Below are 15,903 nucleotides of genomic sequence, written 5' to 3' on the forward strand. Positions count from 1 at the left end.
CCCGCTTTCGCGGGTTTGATCTGAATTTGGTGCCCAGGAGAAGACTCGAACTTCCACGACCTTGCGATCACCAGCACCTGAAGCTGGCGTGTCTACCAATTTCACCACCTGGGCATTATCAAGCAACGTTGCCGCTGTTGATGGAGCGAACTATACGGAGGGCTTTTTGATCTGTAAACCCCTGATTCAAAAAAATAAATCGAGATTTACGTTAAAAATCAAAGACCTGAAACGAAAAAACCCGCTTTCGCGGGTTTGATCTGAATTTGGTGCCCAGGAGAAGACTCGAACTTCCACGACCTTGCGATCACCAGCACCTGAAGCTGGCGTGTCTACCAATTTCACCACCTGGGCATTATCAAGCAACGTTGCCGCTGTTGATGGAGCGAACTATACGGAGGGCTTTTTGATCTGTAAACCCCTGATTCAAAAAAATAAATCGAGATTTACGTTAAAAATCAAAGACCTGAAACGAAAAAACCCGCTTTCGCGGGTTTGATCTGAATTTGGTGCCCAGGAGAAGACTCGAACTTCCACGACCTTGCGATCACCAGCACCTGAAGCTGGCGTGTCTACCAATTTCACCACCTGGGCATTATCAAGCAACGTTGCCGCTGTTGATGGAGCGAACTATACGGAGGGCTTTTTGATCTGTAAACCCCTGATTCAAAAAAATAAATCGAGATTTACGTTAAAAATCAAAGACCTGAAACGAAAAAACCCGCTTTCGCGGGTTTGATCTGAATTTGGTGCCCAGGAGAAGACTCGAACTTCCACGACCTTGCGATCACCAGCACCTGAAGCTGGCGTGTCTACCAATTTCACCACCTGGGCAACATCAACAACGTTGTCGTCGTCGATGGCGCGCACTATACGGAGGGCCTATTTGGCTGTAAACCCCCGGCATGAAAAAAACCTGGAAAATTTCGCCAATGGTCGTGCAAGGTGCTCGCCGAGGGCTACAAAGCGCTTTTAAAGGCTTGTTGACGTCTGAAATTTCCCGTTTCAATACGCGTATGCCAAACTAACCCGCATATAGACAAGGTGAAAACTCTCTAATGGCCGATTGGCAGTCCCTCGATCCCGAGGCCGCTCGTGAAGCGGAAAAATATGAAAACCCTATTCCTAGCCGCGAACTGATCCTGGCGCATCTCGCCGATCGGGGTTCGCCTGCTAGCCGCGAGCAGTTGGTTGAAGAATTCGGTCTGACCACCGAAGACCAGCTCGAAGCCCTGCGCCGCCGCCTGCGTGCCATGGAGCGCGACGCACAACTGATCTACACCCGCCGCGGCACCTACGCGCCTGTGGACAAGCTCGACCTGATCCTGGGCCGCATCGCCGGCCACCGTGACGGCTTCGGCTTCCTGATTCCGGACGACGGCAGCGACGACCTGTTCATGAGCCCGGCGCAAATGCGCCTGGTGTTCGATGGCGACCGTGCCCTGGCGCGCGTTTCCGGCCTCGACCGGCGTGGTCGCCGTGAAGGCGTGATCGTCGAAGTGGTGTCCCGTGCCCACGAGTCCATCGTCGGCCGGTACTTCGAAGAAGGCGGCATCGGCTTTGTAGTGCCGGATAACCCGAAGGTCCAGCAGGAAGTGCTGATCACCCCGGGCCGCAATGGTGCCGCCAAGGTCGGTCAGTTCGTCGAGGTGAAAATCACCCACTGGCCAACCGCACGGTTCCAGCCACAGGGCGATATCGTCGAAGTGGTCGGCAACTACATGGCGCCGGGCATGGAAATCGACGTTGCGCTGCGCACCTACGATATTCCTCACGTTTGGCCTGAGGCTGTGCTCAAAGAAGCCGGCAAGCTCAAGCCCGAAGTAGAAGAGAAAGACAAAGAAAAACGCATCGACCTGCGCCATCTGCCGTTCGTCACTATCGACGGCGAAGACGCCCGCGACTTCGACGATGCGGTCTACTGCGAAGCCAAGCCCGGCAAGCTGCGCCTGTTCTCCGGCGGCTGGAAGTTGTTCGTCGCGATTGCCGACGTGTCCAGCTACGTGAAAATCGGTTCGGCCCTGGATAACGAAGCCCAGGTGCGCGGCAACTCGGTGTACTTCCCTGAGCGCGTGATCCCGATGCTGCCTGAGCAGCTGTCCAACGGTTTGTGCTCCCTGAACCCGAAAGTCGATCGTTTGGCCATGGTGTGCGAGATGACCATCTCGAAAACCGGCGAAATGACCGACTACCAGTTCTACGAGGCGGTGATCCACTCCCAGGCGCGCCTGACCTACAACAAGGTCAGCACCATCCTGGAAACGCCGAAGACCAGCGAAGCCAAGGCCCTGCGTACCGAATACGCTGGCGTGGTGCCGCACCTCAAGCAGCTTTATTCGCTGTACAAGGTGCTGCTGGGCGCCCGTCACACCCGTGGCGCGATCGATTTTGAAACCCAGGAAACCCGGATTGTCTTCGGCTCCGAGCGCAAAATCGCCGCAATCACCCCGACCACGCGTAATGATGCTCACAAGCTGATCGAGGAATGCATGCTGGCGGCCAACGTGGCCACTGCTGAATTCCTGAAAAAGCACGAGATTCCTGCGCTGTACCGGGTGCACGATGGCCCGCCGCCGGAGCGTCTGGAGAAGTTGCGCGCGTTCCTTGGTGAGCTCGGCCTGTCCCTGCACAAAGGCAAGGACGGTCCGACGCCGAAGGACTACCAGGCACTGTTGGCCAGCATCAAGGACCGTCCGGATTACCACGTGATCCAGACCGTTATGCTGCGCTCCCTGAGCCAGGCGGTGTACAGCGCTGATAACCAGGGCCACTTCGGCCTGAATTACGAGGCGTACACCCACTTCACTTCGCCGATCCGTCGTTACCCGGACCTGCTCACGCACCGCGCAATCCGCAGCGTGATCCACTCCAAGATGAACACCCCGCACGTCAAGCGTGCCGGTGCCATGACCATTCCGAAGGCGCGGATCTATCCGTACGACGAAGCGGCCTTGGAACAGCTGGGCGAACAGTGCTCCATGAGTGAGCGCCGTGCCGACGAAGCCACTCGCGACGTAGTGAACTGGCTCAAGTGCGAGTTCATGAAGGATCGCGTGGGCGAGTCGTTCCCAGGCGTGATCACGGCCGTGACCGGCTTTGGTTTGTTTGTCGAGCTGACCGACATCTATGTCGAGGGCCTGGTGCACGTCACCGCTTTGCCGGGTGATTACTATCACTTCGATCCTGTGCATCACCGCCTGGCGGGCGAGCGCACCGGTCGCAGCTTCCGTTTGGGCGACACTGTGGAAGTGCAGGTCATGCGCGTCGATCTCGACGAGCGCAAGATCGACTTCGGCATGCCAGATAAACCGGCAGAAGCGCCGGGCAGCCGTAAGAAACGTGGCAGCGAACCGACCGCGCCAGCCAGCAAAGGCAAGGGTGCTCCCGCGAAAGCGGCGGCCGCCGAGCCTGCGCCAGCCAAGGCAGGCCGCCGTTCGTCTGCCAAGGAAAAGGCTCCCGAGGCCTACCGCCCAAGCGATGCTGCGGCGAAAAACGCCGAGCTGCGCAAGAGCCGTGAGTTGAAGCAGCAGTTGCTCAACGAAGCCAAAAGCGGTGGTAAAGCGGCGTCTGGGGGAAAGTCCCAAGGGGCGGAAAAACCGTCGAGCAAGCCCAGTAAACACCGTAAAGGCCCGCCAAAAGCGGGTTCGGCCCCTGCCAAAAGCAGCGGGTCGCGCAAACCTAAGGCCAAGTCATGAGTCTGGAAAAAATCTACGGCGTGCACGCCGTAGAAGCACTGCTGCGTCACCACCCAAAGCGCGTCAAGCAAGTGTGGTTGGCAGAAGGTCGCAGCGAGCCGCGCGTACAAGCGCTGGTTGAGCTGGCGACTCAAAACAAGGTTGCCATCGGCCAGGCCGAGCGTCGCGAAATGGACGTGTGGGTTGAAGGCGTTCACCAAGGCGTGGTCGCGGACGTAAGCCCGAGCCAGGTCTGGGGCGAAGCAATGCTCGACGAGTTGCTCGATCGCACCGAAGGCGCGCCACTGCTGCTGGTGCTGGACGGCGTGACCGACCCGCACAACCTCGGCGCCTGCCTGCGTTCGGCGGATGCGGCTGGTGCACTGGCGGTGATCGTGCCTAAAGACAAGTCGGCTACGCTGACGCCGGTTGTGCGCAAGGTGGCCTGCGGCGCGGCGGAAGTGATTCCGTTGGTGGCCGTGACCAACCTGGCACGCACCCTGGAGAAACTCCAGCAGCGCGGCTTGTGGGTCGTGGGCACGGCGGGGGAGGCGGAGGTCAGCATTTATGACCAGGACCTCACCGGCCCGACCATCCTGATCATGGGCGCCGAAGGCAAGGGCATGCGTCGCCTGACCCGTGAGCATTGCGATTACCTGGTGCACTTGCCGATGGCCGGTAGCGTCAGCAGCTTGAACGTGTCGGTTGCCACCGGCGTGTGCCTGTTCGAAGCCCAGCGTCAGCGCGGTGCGAAGGCCAAGACCAAGCCGAAGAAGTAATAAGGTCTAAATGTGGGAGCGGGCTTGCTCGCGAATACGGTATGTCAGTCACTGCAGTTGAGGCTGATACACCGCTTTCGCGAGCAAGCCCGCTCCCACATTGGTTTTGTATTTAGCCTGAGATCGTGATTGTTCAAATAATCACCAATCACCTTGCACGCATCCTCCCCCTTCTCTACAATTGCGCCCCTTGCCTTCCTGGCGGGCACCGATGTGCCTCCCTTCGGCAAGATCCATAAGTGTCATTCACTCCTTGTCTGACCGTTTTTGAGCGGCAGGCTACAACCCGTAAGGAGCATTCATGCGTCATTACGAAATCATCTTTTTGGTCCACCCGGATCAAAGCGAGCAAGTCGGCGGCATGGTTGAGCGTTACACCAAGCTGATCGAAGAAGACGGCGGCAAAATCCACCGTCTGGAAGATTGGGGCCGTCGTCAACTGGCCTACGCAATCAACAATGTTCACAAGGCTCACTACGTGATGCTGAACGTTGAGTGCACTGGCAAGGCCCTGGCCGAGCTGGAAGACAACTTCCGCTACAACGATGCAGTGATCCGTAACCTGGTCATCCGTCGCGAAGAAGCCGTTACCGGCCAATCCGAGATGCTCAAGGCTGAAGAAAACCGCAGTGAGCGCCGTGAGCGTCGCGACCGTCCTGAGCACTCCGACGCCGAAGGCGTTGATGGTGATGACAGCGACAACAGCGATAACGCTGACGAGTAATCCACGGACCTTTTAAGGAGCCTATCAAATGGCACGTTTCTTCCGTCGTCGTAAATTCTGCCGCTTCACCGCTGAAGACGTGAAAGAGATCGATTACAAAGATCTCAACACTCTGAAAGCCTACGTATCCGAGACCGGCAAAATCGTTCCAAGCCGTATCACCGGTACCAAAGCACGTTATCAGCGTCAGCTGGCCACCGCTATCAAGCGCGCCCGCTTCCTGGCCCTGCTGGCCTACACCGACAGCCACGGCCGCTGAGACCGGGCAGTCGACAAGTAGTAAGGGATTGAATGCATGCGCGCCTTAGCTGAGTTCATCATGCGCGGTCGTGTGCAGGCCACTCTTGTAGTGGCCGGCTGTGCGGCATTGCCGTTACTGGGTTGGTTGAGTGCTGCCGCGGGATGCCTGGTGCTTCTGCGGCGTGGTTTACAGGGCGCCTTTGGCGTCTTGTCCCTGGGATTGCTGGTCGCCTTGATCTGGTGGCTGCAACTGGGCGACCCCGCGCAACTTATGTTGCTGTTGGGGGCGTTGAGCCTTGCGTTGGTTTTACGCGCAAGTGAGTCCTGGGCCCGTACGCTGCTTGCCAGCGTGGCATTGGGGTTGGTGTTTTCGGTGTTGATTGACGCGGCTTTCCGCCCGCAAATCGAGGCGTTTGCGCAAGAGATCGTCAAGGTCTTGCCGCAGGTCCTCGGGGAACTCTACCAGCGGTTGGAGGTAGATGAGCGAGCGCGTCTTGAGGCACTGATAGCACCTTCTCTGGTCGGCCTGATAGCGGTAACGATGCAAATTGCCAGTGTGTTGTGCCTGGTTATAGGGCGCTATTGGCAAGCGTTGTTGTACAACCCGGGTGGTTTTGGTCGCGAGTTTCGCCGTATCAGAATCCCCGTGGGCCCGGCGATGTTGCTGCTGGCACTGATGGTGATTGGGCCGAACTTCGGTTCGCTGATGACCTTCATGGTGCTGTTTGGCAGCGTACCGCTGGTGTTTGCCGGACTGGCCCTGATTCATGGGTTGGTCGCGCAGAAGCGCCTGGCCGCATTCTGGCTGGTGGGGATGTACATCACATTGTTGGTGTTCACGCAGCTGATCTATCCGTTACTCGTGGTTCTGGCCATTGTCGACGGCCTGATTGATTTTCGCGGTCGTCTGGCGCCGAAAGACGCCGATAACGCGAACGGTGAAGGTTAAAAGTTAGAGGATTTTCACATGCAACTGATCCTTCTGGAAAAAGTCGCCAACCTGGGCAACCTGGGCGACAAAGTGAACGTTAAGGCCGGTTACGGTCGTAACTACCTGCTGCCATACGGCAAAGCCACCGCTGCAACCGCTGCCAACCTGGCTGCGTTTGAAGAGCGTCGTGCTGAGCTGGAAAAAGCAGCAGCAGACAAAAAAGCTTCGGCCGAAACTCGCGCTGCCCAACTGGCTGAGCTGGAAGTGACTATCACTGCCACCGCCGGTGACGAAGGCAAGCTGTTCGGTTCGATCGGCACCCACGACATCGCTGATGCACTGACCGCCTCCGGCGTTGAAGTGCAGAAGAGCGAAGTTCGTCTGCCGAACGGCACCATCCGCAACGTAGGCGAATTCGACGTAGCCGTGCACCTGCACGCTGAAGTTGAAGCCACCGTACGCGTTGTCGTGGTAGCAGCTTAAGTCGCACCTAACTGGCTGGCACCTCGCGTGCCAGGCGGTTAACATCGGGCACGATCCTGTTTACAGGTCGTGCCTTTTGTTTTTTTACACACCCCCAAATTCCAAGTGGCCATGAACGATATTTCAGCTCCTGAGCAATACGATCTGCAAACCGCTGCCCTGAAGGTGCCGCCGCACTCCATCGAGGCCGAACAGGCCGTGCTCGGTGGCTTGATGCTGGACAACAACGCCTGGGAACGCGTGCTGGATCAAGTCTCGGACGGTGATTTCTATCGCCATGACCACCGCCTGATCTTCCGCGCCATTGCCAAGCTGGCCGACCAGAACTCACCGATCGACGTGGTGACCCTGGCCGAACAGCTCGACAAGGAAGGCCAGACCTCCCAAGTCGGCGGCCTGGGCTACCTGGGTGAACTGGCAAAAAACACACCGTCCGTCGCCAACATCAAGGCCTATGCGCAGATCGTCCGCGAGCGCGCCACCCTGCGCCAGTTGATCGGCATCAGCACCGAGATCGCCGACAGCGCCTTCAACCCCGAAGGCCGCACCGCCGCCGAGATCCTTGACGAAGCCGAGCGCCAGATCTTCCAGATCGCCGAAGCGCGGCCGAAAACCGGCGGCCCGGTGGGCGTCAACGAGCTGTTGACCAAGGCCATCGACCGTATCGACACCCTGTTCAACACCGACAACGCCATCACCGGTATTTCCACCGGCTACACCGACCTCGACGAGAAGACCAGCGGCCTGCAGCCGTCCGACTTGATCATCGTCGCCGGCCGTCCATCCATGGGTAAAACCACCTTTGCGATGAACCTGGTGGAAAACGCCGTGTTGCGCAGCGACAAGACCGTCTTGGTGTACTCCCTGGAGATGCCAGGTGAATCGCTGATCATGCGGATGCTCTCGTCCCTGGGCCGTATCGACCAGACCAAGGTGCGTGCCGGTCGCCTGGAAGATGACGATTGGCCGCGCCTGACCTCGGCGGTCAACCTGCTCAACGACCGCAAGCTGTTCATCGATGACACCGCCGGCATCAGCCCGTCGGAGATGCGTGCGCGTACCCGCCGCCTGGTGCGTGAGCACGGCGACATCGCGCTGATCATGATCGACTACTTGCAGTTGATGCAGATCCCAGGCTCCAGCGGTGACAACCGGACCAACGAGATTTCCGAGATTTCCCGGTCCCTCAAGGCCCTGGCCAAGGAATTCAACTGCCCGGTGGTGGCGCTGTCCCAGCTCAACCGTTCCCTGGAACAACGTCCCAACAAGCGCCCGGTGAACTCCGACTTGCGCGAATCGGGTGCGATCGAGCAGGACGCCGACGTGATCATGTTTGTGTACCGCGACGAGGTGTACCACCCCGAGACCGAACACAAAGGCATTGCCGAGATCATCATCGGCAAGCAGCGGAACGGGCCGATCGGCTTTATCCGCCTGGCGTTCATCGGTAAGTACACGCGCTTCGAGAACCTGGCGCCGGGTAGCTACAACTTCGACGACGACGAGTAGCCCTTCTGCTCAATTCCGACCATTACCGTCGGAATTGGTCAAAATTTGTGCTATATTCCGCGCCCGCGATTTTCCATCTCAACACCGGTCACCGTCATGCAAACAGCCAAGCCGTTATTTGACTATCCCAAGTACTGGGCCGAATGTTTCGGTCCAGCGCCATTCCTGCCCATGAGCAGGGAGGAGATGGATCAGCTTGGCTGGGATTCCTGCGACATCATCATCGTCACCGGTGATGCCTACGTTGACCATCCGTCGTTCGGCATGGCGATCATCGGCCGGCTGCTGGAGTCTCAGGGCTTTCGCGTCGGGATCATTGCCCAGCCGAACTGGCAGTCCAAAGACGATTTCATGAAGCTTGGCGAGCCGAACCTGTTCTTCGGCGTCGCGGCCGGCAACATGGACTCGATGATCAACCGCTACACCGCCGACAAGAAAATCCGCTCCGACGACGCCTATACCCCCGGCGGCATGGCCGGCAAACGCCCGGACCGCGCCAGCCTGGTGTACAGCCAGCGGTGCAAGGAAGCCTACAAGAACGTGCCGATCGTACTCGGCGGTATCGAAGCCTCCCTGCGCCGCATCGCTCACTACGACTACTGGCAGGACCGCGTGCGCAACTCGATCCTGATCGACGCCACCGCCGATATCCTGCTGTACGGCAACGCCGAGCGGGCCATCGTCGAGGTTGCCCAGCGCCTGTCGTGGGGCCACAAGATCGAAGACATCACCGACGTGCGCGGCACCGCGTTCATTCGCCGGGACACGCCGGCGGGCTGGTACGAAGTGGACTCCACGCGTATCGACCGTCCGGGCAAGATCGACAAGATCATCAACCCGTACGTCAACACCCAGGACACCCAGGCCTGCGCCATCGAGCAGGAAAAGGGCCCGGTGGATGATCCGGAAGAAGCCAAAGTCGTGCAGATCTTGGCCAGCCCGCGCATGACCCGCGACAAGACCGTGATCCGCCTGCCTTCGGTAGAGAAAGTCCGCGGCGACGCCGTGCTCTACGCCCACGCCAACCGCGTGTTGCACCTGGAAACCAACCCAGGCAACGCCCGCGCCCTGGTGCAAAAGCACGGTGAGGTGGACGTGTGGTTCAACCCGCCGCCCATCCCCATGACCACCGAAGAAATGGACTACGTGTTCGGCATGCCGTACGCACGTGTCCCGCACCCGGCGTACGGCAAGGAAAAGATCCCGGCCTACGACATGATCCGTTTCTCGGTGAACATCATGCGTGGCTGCTTTGGCGGCTGCACCTTCTGCTCCATCACCGAGCACGAAGGCCGCATCATCCAGAACCGTTCCGAAGAGTCGATCATTCGCGAAATCGAAGAGATCCGCGACAAGGTGCCAGGTTTTACCGGCGTGATCTCCGACCTCGGCGGCCCGACCGCGAATATGTACCGCATTGCCTGCAAGAGCCCGGAGATCGAATCTGCGTGCCGCAAGCCATCGTGCGTGTTCCCAGGCATCTGCCCGAACCTGAACACCGACCACTCTTCGTTGATCCAGCTGTACCGCAGCGCCCGTGCGTTGCCGGGTGTGAAGAAGATCCTGATCGCTTCCGGCCTGCGCTACGACCTCGCGGTCGAGTCGCCGGAGTACGTCAAAGAGCTGGTCACCCACCACGTCGGTGGCTACCTCAAGATCGCCCCGGAACACACCGAGGAAGGTCCGCTCAACCAGATGATGAAGCCGGGCATTGGCAGCTATGACAAGTTCAAGCGCATGTTCGAGAAGTACACCAAGGAAGCGGGCAAGGAGCAGTACCTGATTCCTTACTTCATCGCCGCCCACCCGGGCACCACCGATGAAGACATGATGAACCTGGCCCTGTGGCTCAAGGGCAACGGCTTCCGCGCCGACCAGGTGCAGGCGTTCTATCCGTCGCCAATGGCCACCGCCACCGCGATGTACCACTCGGGCAAGAACCCGCTGCGCAAGGTCACCTACAAGAGTGACGCGGTGACCATCGTCAAAAGCGAAGATCAGCGCCGTCTGCACAAGGCGTTCCTGCGCTACCACGACCCGAAAGGCTGGCCGATCCTGCGCGAAGCGCTGACCCGCATGGGCCGTGCCGACCTGATCGGCTCGGGCAAGGACCAACTGATCCCGTTGCACCAGCCGAGCACCGACAGCTACCAGAGCGCCCGTCGCAAGAACTCGACGCCAGCGGGTAGCCACAAGGTCGCCAAGGAAACCACCACCAAGATCCTCACCCAGCACACCGGCCTGCCACCCCGTGGCAGCGACGGCAGCAACCCGTGGGACAAGCGCGAGCAAGCCAAGGCCGCGGCCCAGGCGCGCAACAAGCAGGCGGCCAAGGAACGCAGCGATGCGGCCAAGGGCAAGGGCGGCAAGCCTGCGCGCAAGCCGGTGGTGCCGCGTTGATCAACGCCTGAATATGCAAAACGCCAGCCTCGTGCTGGCGTTTTGCTTTCTAGGCGGTGGGTAGTCTGTTTGTTAAGGTGGCGCCCATTAGGCCGCCTTCGCGAGCAAGCCCGCTCCCACATTCGACTGCATTCCTACAGGATAAACGCGGTCAAATGTGGGAGCGGGCTTGCTCGCGAAGACGTCAGCTCAGTCACCACCCCCTTCAAGGAAGAACACCCCCATGGGCAACCCCCTGGCCAACATCGGCATGGACTCCAACCGCTCCCAGTTCATGGCGCGCCAGCGCATCGAAAGCGAGATCAACGTACCGCGCCTGTTCGCCGCCATCGACGCCGACCCCGCCATCGTCGGCGCTGGCGTGGTCTACATTGACGCCGACTTCAACATCGTCACCCTGCGCGAATTCAAGCCGATTTGCAGCATCCTGCCCAAGCGCATCATCGTGCGCGAGGCGCAGAAATACATCGCCCCGGCCCAGTTCGCCGACCAGGTGCTGAACAACCCGCGCGAATCGCGGCTGATGACTGAAGCGTTCAATACCACTCTGTCCTGTACGGGCGCCGTAATCGGCTGGCTGGTGGTGCTGAGCGGCACCATCGCCATCCCCTTCACCGCGGGCGCCAGCACCGTGGCAACGGCCATCGGCTACACCGCCGCTTCGGCCAGCACCGTGTCCTGCCTGGTGGGTGGCTTTCGCACACGCAACGAAATCAGCAACCCGGCGATGAACGACTACCTGGATAACGAAGAGTGGTACCAGGCCGCGACCAAAGTCCTCGATGGCGCAGCATTGGTGGGCGTTGGTGCGTCTGCTCTGACCACCGTCAAGCTGGTCAATATCACCCGCGCTGCCACCGGCAAAAGCATGCGCCAAGTGCTCAAGGGCCTGAACGGCCACGAGCGCGAAAAACTCACCAAAGAACTGCTCAAAGTCGCCGACCCGCAAATGTCGACCAAGATGCGCAAACTCCTGCAAATGAGCGGCGAGTTGCCTAAGCGTTTTACCCCGACCCAACTCAAGCATGCCACCTACGTGCAATTGGGCGATGCGATCGGTGCTGGCCTGAGCGTGTGGGGGCTCAAGCGCTCGGACAACTACAAGCAGGCCAAGACCTTTGCCATTGGGCTGTACGAGGAGGGGGAGTAATGAGTGGCGTGCCGTCCCTGAAACCCTTCTTGCTGGCGCATTTTCCTGCGTTCATCGGCGTGATCCTCGCCGGTTGCCTGGGTGGCTCCGGCGCCATCTCCCTGGCGGCCAGCACCTATTTCGCCGATGTGCCCGTGGGCACCAATGCCACCGTGTCCTGGTTCGTGGTGGTGTTCGCTGGGCTGTTCGTGGCAAACAGCAACTTCCTGGTGGTACGCGGGCACGCCTGGGCGGTGTGGGGCATGGTCGGTTTTTTTGCGGTGTGCCTGCTGGTGGCTCTGCCGACCCTGGCATACGAGCCGCACTGGTTTGTCTACAGTGAATGCCTGTTCTGGCCATTGCTGGGTTTGCTGCTGATCAACAGCAAGGGCTACCGCTCAATGGTGCGCAAACTGGTGGACGTGCGCCGGTTGCGTGAGGCCGCCAGGGCGGGTTGAGTGGGTAGATTCACTACCGCCTGCCATAAATATGTGCGGCGTCTGCACCATGACACCACCGTTGGCGCCGTTTTGGTGCTGTACTGCACCGGGTCTTACGAGAAAGCGCAATGACTGCCGCTGTGGCATAAGTCTTGCGCACGTCAAGCCCATGCCCTGGCTCGCAGGAGGCCGCCGTGTCGATTCATGTCGCGTTGCACCACGTTACGCATTACCGCTACGACCGCGCTGTTGAACTCGGCCCACAGATCGTGCGGTTGCGCCCGGCGGCCCATAGCCGTACGCGGATTCTGTCCTACTCGCTCAAAGTGCTGCCTGAGCAGCATTTCATCAATTGGCAGCAAGACCCTCAGGGCAACTACCTGGCGCGGTTGGTGTTCCCGGAAAAGACCGATGAGCTGCGCATCGAAGTCGACCTGGTCGCCGAGATGGCGGTGTTCAATCCGTTCGACTTTTTCCTCGAACCCTACGCCGAAAAAATCCCCTTCAACTACGCCGCCGATGAGCAGCGAGAGCTGGCGCCGTACCTGGAAACCTTGCCGCTCACGCCCAAATTCGCCGCGTACCTGGCCGGTATCGACCGTACGCCCTTGCCGGCGGTGGACTTTCTGGTGGGCCTCAACCAGCGCCTGGCCGCCGATATCGGCTACCTGATCCGTATGGAACCGGGCGTGCAGACTCCGGAATTCACCCTGGAAAACGCCTCCGGCTCGTGCCGCGATTCGGCCTGGCTGCTGGTGCAATTGCTGCGCAACCTGGGCTTGGCGGCGCGGTTTGTGTCCGGTTACTTGATCCAACTCACGGCGGACGTCAAAGCCCTCGACGGCCCGTCCGGCACCGAAGTGGATTTCACCGACCTGCACGCCTGGTGTGAAGTGTATCTACCCGGTGCCGGTTGGATTGGCCTGGACGCCACGTCCGGTCTGTTCGCCGGTGAAGGCCATATCCCGTTGGCCTGTAGCCCGGATCCCTCGTCTGCCGCGCCGATCAGTGGGCTGGTGGAGCCTTGCGAGTGCGAATTTACCCACGAAATGTCGGTCGAGCGGATTTGGGAGGCGCCACGCGTCACCAAGCCCTACACCGAAGACCAATGGCTGGCGATCCAGGCCCTGGGGCGGCAGATCGACAGCGACCTGCTTAAAGATGATGTGCGGCTGACCATGGGTGGCGAGCCCACCTTCGTCTCCATCGACGACCCCGATGGCGCCGAATGGAACACCGCCGCCCTCGGCCCGGACAAGCGCCGACTGTCTGCCGAGCTGTTCCAGCGCATGCGCAAGCACTACGCGCCCAAGGGCCTGGTGCACTTCGGCCAGGGCAAGTGGTACCCCGGCGAGCAATTGCCGCGTTGGTCGCTCAACTGCTACTGGCGCCGCGATGGCGTGCCGATCTGGCACAACAGCGCGCTGATCGCTGATGAGCAGGAAGATTACGGCGCCGACGGCGCCATGGCCGGGCGCTTCCTGGCCAGTGTCGCCGAGCGCCTCAAATTGCCAGCGCGCTTTGTGTTCCCGGCCTTTGAAGACAACTTCTACTACCTGTGGCGCGAAGGTGCGCTGCCACAAAACGTCACCGCCCAGGACCCGCGCCTGAGCGATGACCTGGAGCGCGAGCGCCTGCGCAAAGTATTCAGCCAGGGCCTGGATAAAGTCATCGGCCAAGTGCTGCCGCTGGCGCGCACCGCCGCCAATGACCTCTGGCAGAGCGGGCGCTGGTACCTGCGTGGCAATCACTGCCGCCTGGTGCCGGGCGACTCGCCTCTGGGCTATCGCCTGCCGCTGGCGTCGCAGCCGTGGGTGACGGCGGCGGAGTATCCGTTTGTGCACCCCACCGACCCCAACCAAGATCAGCCGGGACTGCCAAGCACTGCGCAACTGAACAACCACGATGAAGCCGCGCCGACCGATGAGCGTGTGCCAGAGGTGGATCAGTCCGCCGACTGGCTCACCCGCACCGCCCTGTGCGCCGAAGCCCGCGAAGGGCGGCTGTACCTGTTCATGCCGCCGCTGGAGCGTGTCGAGGACTACCTGGAGTTGGTGGCCGCCATCGAAGCCACTGCCGAAGAGCTGCACTGCCCGGTATTGCTGGAAGGCTACGAGCCGCCTGCGGACACACGCCTCTGCAACTTCCGCGTCACGCCAGACCCAGGCGTGATTGAGGTGAACGTGCAACCGTCCGCCACTTGGGATGAACTGGTGGAGCGCACCGAATTCCTCTACGAAGAGGCCCGGCAAACCCGTCTCACCACCGAAAAATTCATGATCGACGGGCGCCACACCGGTACCGGCGGCGGTAACCATTTTGTGCTCGGTGGCGCCACGCCCAAGGATTCACCGTTCCTGCGTCGTCCCGATCTGCTGCGCAGTTTGATCAGCTACTGGCACAACCACCCGTCCTTGTCCTACCTGTTTTCCGGCCTGTTTATCGGCCCGACTTCCCAGGCACCGCGGGTGGACGAAGCGCGCAACGATGCGCTGTACGAACTGGAAATCGCCTTCGCCCAAATGCCCGAGCCCGGCGAGGAATGCCCGCCCTGGTTGGTGGACCGCCTGCTGCGCAACCTGCTGATCGACGTGACGGGCAACACCCATCGCGCCGAATTCTGCATCGACAAACTCTACTCGCCGGACGGCGCCACGGGCCGTCTGGGCCTGCTGGAACTGCGCGCCTTCGAGATGCCGCCCCACGCGCGCATGAGCCTTACCCAACAGTTGTTGCTGCGTGCCCTGGTCGCCCGATTCTGGCGCGAACCCTACGCACCGCCGAAACTGGCGCGCTGGGGTACTGAGCTGCATGACCGCTTCCTGTTGCCGCACTTTATCGAGCAGGATTTTGCCGATGTGATCGTCGAACTCAACGCCGCCGGCTACCCGCTGCGCGCCGAATGGTTTGCCGCGCACTTGGAGTTCCGTTTCCCCAAGGTCGGCGACTACGCCGTCAGCGGCATCGAACTGGAACTGCGCCAGGCCCTGGAGCCTTGGCATGTACTGGGCGAGGAGGGCGCGGTAGGCGGCACGGTGCGTTATGTGGATTCGTCCCTGGAGCGCCTGCAAGTCAAGTTGACCGGGTTGCCGCCGCAGCGCTACCTGCTGACCTGCAACGGCGTCCCGGTGCCGCTGCAAGCCACCGGCCGCGTGGGCGAATTTGTCGCCGGTGTGCGTTATCGCGCCTGGCAACCGGCCAACTGCCTGCAACCGACCATCCCGGTGCATGCGCCGTTGGTGTTTGACCTGCTCGATACCTGGATGCAGCGTTCGCTGGGCGGCTGCCAGTACCATGTTGCGCACCCGGGCGGGCGTAATTACGACAGCTTGCCGGTGAATGCCAATGAGGCGGAAAGTCGGCGGATGGCGCGGTTTTTCCGGTTGGGGCATACGCCTGGCAAGATTCCAGTGCCAACGGTGGTTGTTAATGACGAACTGCCGATGACCTTGGATCTGCGGCGTTTCCCGCATAAAAATGACTAAACGCGGTTTAAATGTGGGAGGAGGCTTTTGTGGCGAGGGAGCTTGCTCCCGCTGGAGTGCGAAGCGCTCCCAAGATCTTTGGGGCCGCTACGCAGCCCAGCGGGAGCAA

At 60.5% G+C, this 15,903-nt stretch carries 11 protein-coding genes and 4 tRNA genes; 11 read left to right on the forward strand and 4 right to left on the reverse strand.

The window, feature by feature from the left end:
* Positions 1 to 27: 27 nt before the first annotated feature.
* The 4 genes from ACLD1Y_RS15550 to ACLD1Y_RS15565 all read right to left on the reverse strand — a co-directional run bounded on the left by ACLD1Y_RS15550 (position 28) and on the right by ACLD1Y_RS15565 (position 834).
* A tRNA-Leu gene (locus tag ACLD1Y_RS15550) sits at positions 28 to 114 on the reverse strand.
* A 153-nt stretch (positions 115 to 267) separates the two neighbouring features.
* A tRNA-Leu gene (locus tag ACLD1Y_RS15555) sits at positions 268 to 354 on the reverse strand.
* 153 nt (positions 355 to 507) lie between these two features.
* Positions 508 to 594, reverse strand: a tRNA-Leu gene (locus ACLD1Y_RS15560).
* A gap of 153 nt (positions 595 to 747) precedes the next feature.
* A tRNA-Leu gene (locus tag ACLD1Y_RS15565) sits at positions 748 to 834 on the reverse strand.
* Positions 835 to 1,058: 224 nt separating this feature from the next.
* On the opposite strand from ACLD1Y_RS15565, the gene rnr reads away from it, so the two are divergent.
* The 11 genes from rnr (at position 1,059) to ACLD1Y_RS15620 (ending at position 15,794) form a co-directional block, all read left to right on the forward strand.
* Positions 1,059 to 3,695 (forward strand): ribonuclease R, encoded by a 2,637-nt coding sequence (rnr, locus tag ACLD1Y_RS15570; protein WP_429478768.1) that lies wholly within the window; start codon positions 1,059 to 1,061, stop codon positions 3,693 to 3,695.
* The gene (gene rlmB / locus ACLD1Y_RS15575; RefSeq protein WP_320748674.1) at positions 3,692 to 4,453 is read left to right on the forward strand and encodes a 23S rRNA (guanosine(2251)-2'-O)-methyltransferase RlmB; all 762 of its coding nucleotides are present in this window, start codon (positions 3,692 to 3,694) and stop codon (positions 4,451 to 4,453) included. Before rnr ends, rlmB begins: the two co-directional genes overlap by 4 nt.
* Positions 4,454 to 4,754: 301 nt before the next feature.
* Positions 4,755 to 5,177, forward strand: a complete 423-nt coding sequence (gene rpsF / locus ACLD1Y_RS15580) for a 30S ribosomal protein S6 (protein WP_008035342.1) — start codon at positions 4,755 to 4,757, stop codon at positions 5,175 to 5,177.
* A 28-nt stretch (positions 5,178 to 5,205) separates the two neighbouring features.
* Entirely contained in the window at positions 5,206 to 5,436 is a 231-nt protein-coding gene (rpsR, locus tag ACLD1Y_RS15585; RefSeq protein ID WP_002551829.1) for a 30S ribosomal protein S18, read from the forward strand.
* A 36-nt stretch (positions 5,437 to 5,472) separates the two neighbouring features.
* Positions 5,473 to 6,366 carry a hypothetical protein gene (locus ACLD1Y_RS15590; RefSeq protein WP_429478769.1) on the forward strand — a complete coding sequence of 298 codons (894 nt, stop codon included), beginning with the start codon at positions 5,473 to 5,475 and terminating at the stop codon, positions 6,364 to 6,366.
* An 18-nt stretch (positions 6,367 to 6,384) separates the two neighbouring features.
* Positions 6,385 to 6,831: a 50S ribosomal protein L9 gene (rplI, locus tag ACLD1Y_RS15595; protein ID WP_003171376.1), complete on the forward strand. Its 447-nt coding sequence runs from the start codon at positions 6,385 to 6,387 to the stop codon at positions 6,829 to 6,831.
* A gap of 111 nt (positions 6,832 to 6,942) precedes the next feature.
* Positions 6,943 to 8,340: a replicative DNA helicase gene (gene dnaB / locus ACLD1Y_RS15600; RefSeq protein ID WP_429478770.1), complete on the forward strand. Its 1,398-nt coding sequence runs from the start codon at positions 6,943 to 6,945 to the stop codon at positions 8,338 to 8,340.
* Positions 8,341 to 8,436: 96 nt separating this feature from the next.
* On the forward strand, positions 8,437 to 10,740 hold the full coding sequence (locus ACLD1Y_RS15605; protein ID WP_429478771.1) for a YgiQ family radical SAM protein: 2,304 nt from the start codon (positions 8,437 to 8,439) through the stop codon (positions 10,738 to 10,740).
* A gap of 223 nt (positions 10,741 to 10,963) precedes the next feature.
* Positions 10,964 to 11,890 carry an NAD synthetase gene (locus ACLD1Y_RS15610; RefSeq protein WP_429478772.1) on the forward strand — a complete coding sequence of 309 codons (927 nt, stop codon included), beginning with the start codon at positions 10,964 to 10,966 and terminating at the stop codon, positions 11,888 to 11,890.
* Complete coding sequence (locus tag ACLD1Y_RS15615; protein ID WP_429478773.1) at positions 11,890 to 12,327, forward strand: hypothetical protein; 438 nt, start codon at positions 11,890 to 11,892, stop codon at positions 12,325 to 12,327. Before ACLD1Y_RS15610 ends, ACLD1Y_RS15615 begins: the two co-directional genes overlap by 1 nt.
* A 176-nt stretch (positions 12,328 to 12,503) precedes the next feature.
* Complete coding sequence (locus tag ACLD1Y_RS15620; RefSeq protein ID WP_429478774.1) at positions 12,504 to 15,794, forward strand: DUF2126 domain-containing protein; 3,291 nt, start codon at positions 12,504 to 12,506, stop codon at positions 15,792 to 15,794.
* The last annotated feature ends 109 nt before the right edge of the window (positions 15,795 to 15,903 follow it).

The sequence above is a fragment of the Pseudomonas sp. 18175 genome, from assembly GCF_050432925.1.
Lineage (GTDB): Bacteria > Pseudomonadota > Gammaproteobacteria > Pseudomonadales > Pseudomonadaceae > Aquipseudomonas.

Coding starts and splice junctions, on each gene's coding strand:
- rpsR (WP_002551829.1), top strand. CDS start 5,206: ATGGCACGTTTCTTCCGTCGTCGTAAATTCTGCCGCTTCACCGCTGAA.
- rpsF (WP_008035342.1), top strand. CDS start 4,755: ATGCGTCATTACGAAATCATCTTTTTGGTCCACCCGGATCAAAGCGAG.
- rlmB (WP_320748674.1), top strand. CDS start 3,692: ATGAGTCTGGAAAAAATCTACGGCGTGCACGCCGTAGAAGCACTGCTG.
- ACLD1Y_RS15615 (WP_429478773.1), top strand. CDS start 11,890: ATGAGTGGCGTGCCGTCCCTGAAACCCTTCTTGCTGGCGCATTTTCCT.
- ACLD1Y_RS15590 (WP_429478769.1), top strand. CDS start 5,473: ATGCGCGCCTTAGCTGAGTTCATCATGCGCGGTCGTGTGCAGGCCACT.
- dnaB (WP_429478770.1), top strand. CDS start 6,943: ATGAACGATATTTCAGCTCCTGAGCAATACGATCTGCAAACCGCTGCC.
- rnr (WP_429478768.1), top strand. CDS start 1,059: ATGGCCGATTGGCAGTCCCTCGATCCCGAGGCCGCTCGTGAAGCGGAA.
- rplI (WP_003171376.1), top strand. CDS start 6,385: ATGCAACTGATCCTTCTGGAAAAAGTCGCCAACCTGGGCAACCTGGGC.
- ACLD1Y_RS15610 (WP_429478772.1), top strand. CDS start 10,964: ATGGGCAACCCCCTGGCCAACATCGGCATGGACTCCAACCGCTCCCAG.
- ACLD1Y_RS15605 (WP_429478771.1), top strand. CDS start 8,437: ATGCAAACAGCCAAGCCGTTATTTGACTATCCCAAGTACTGGGCCGAA.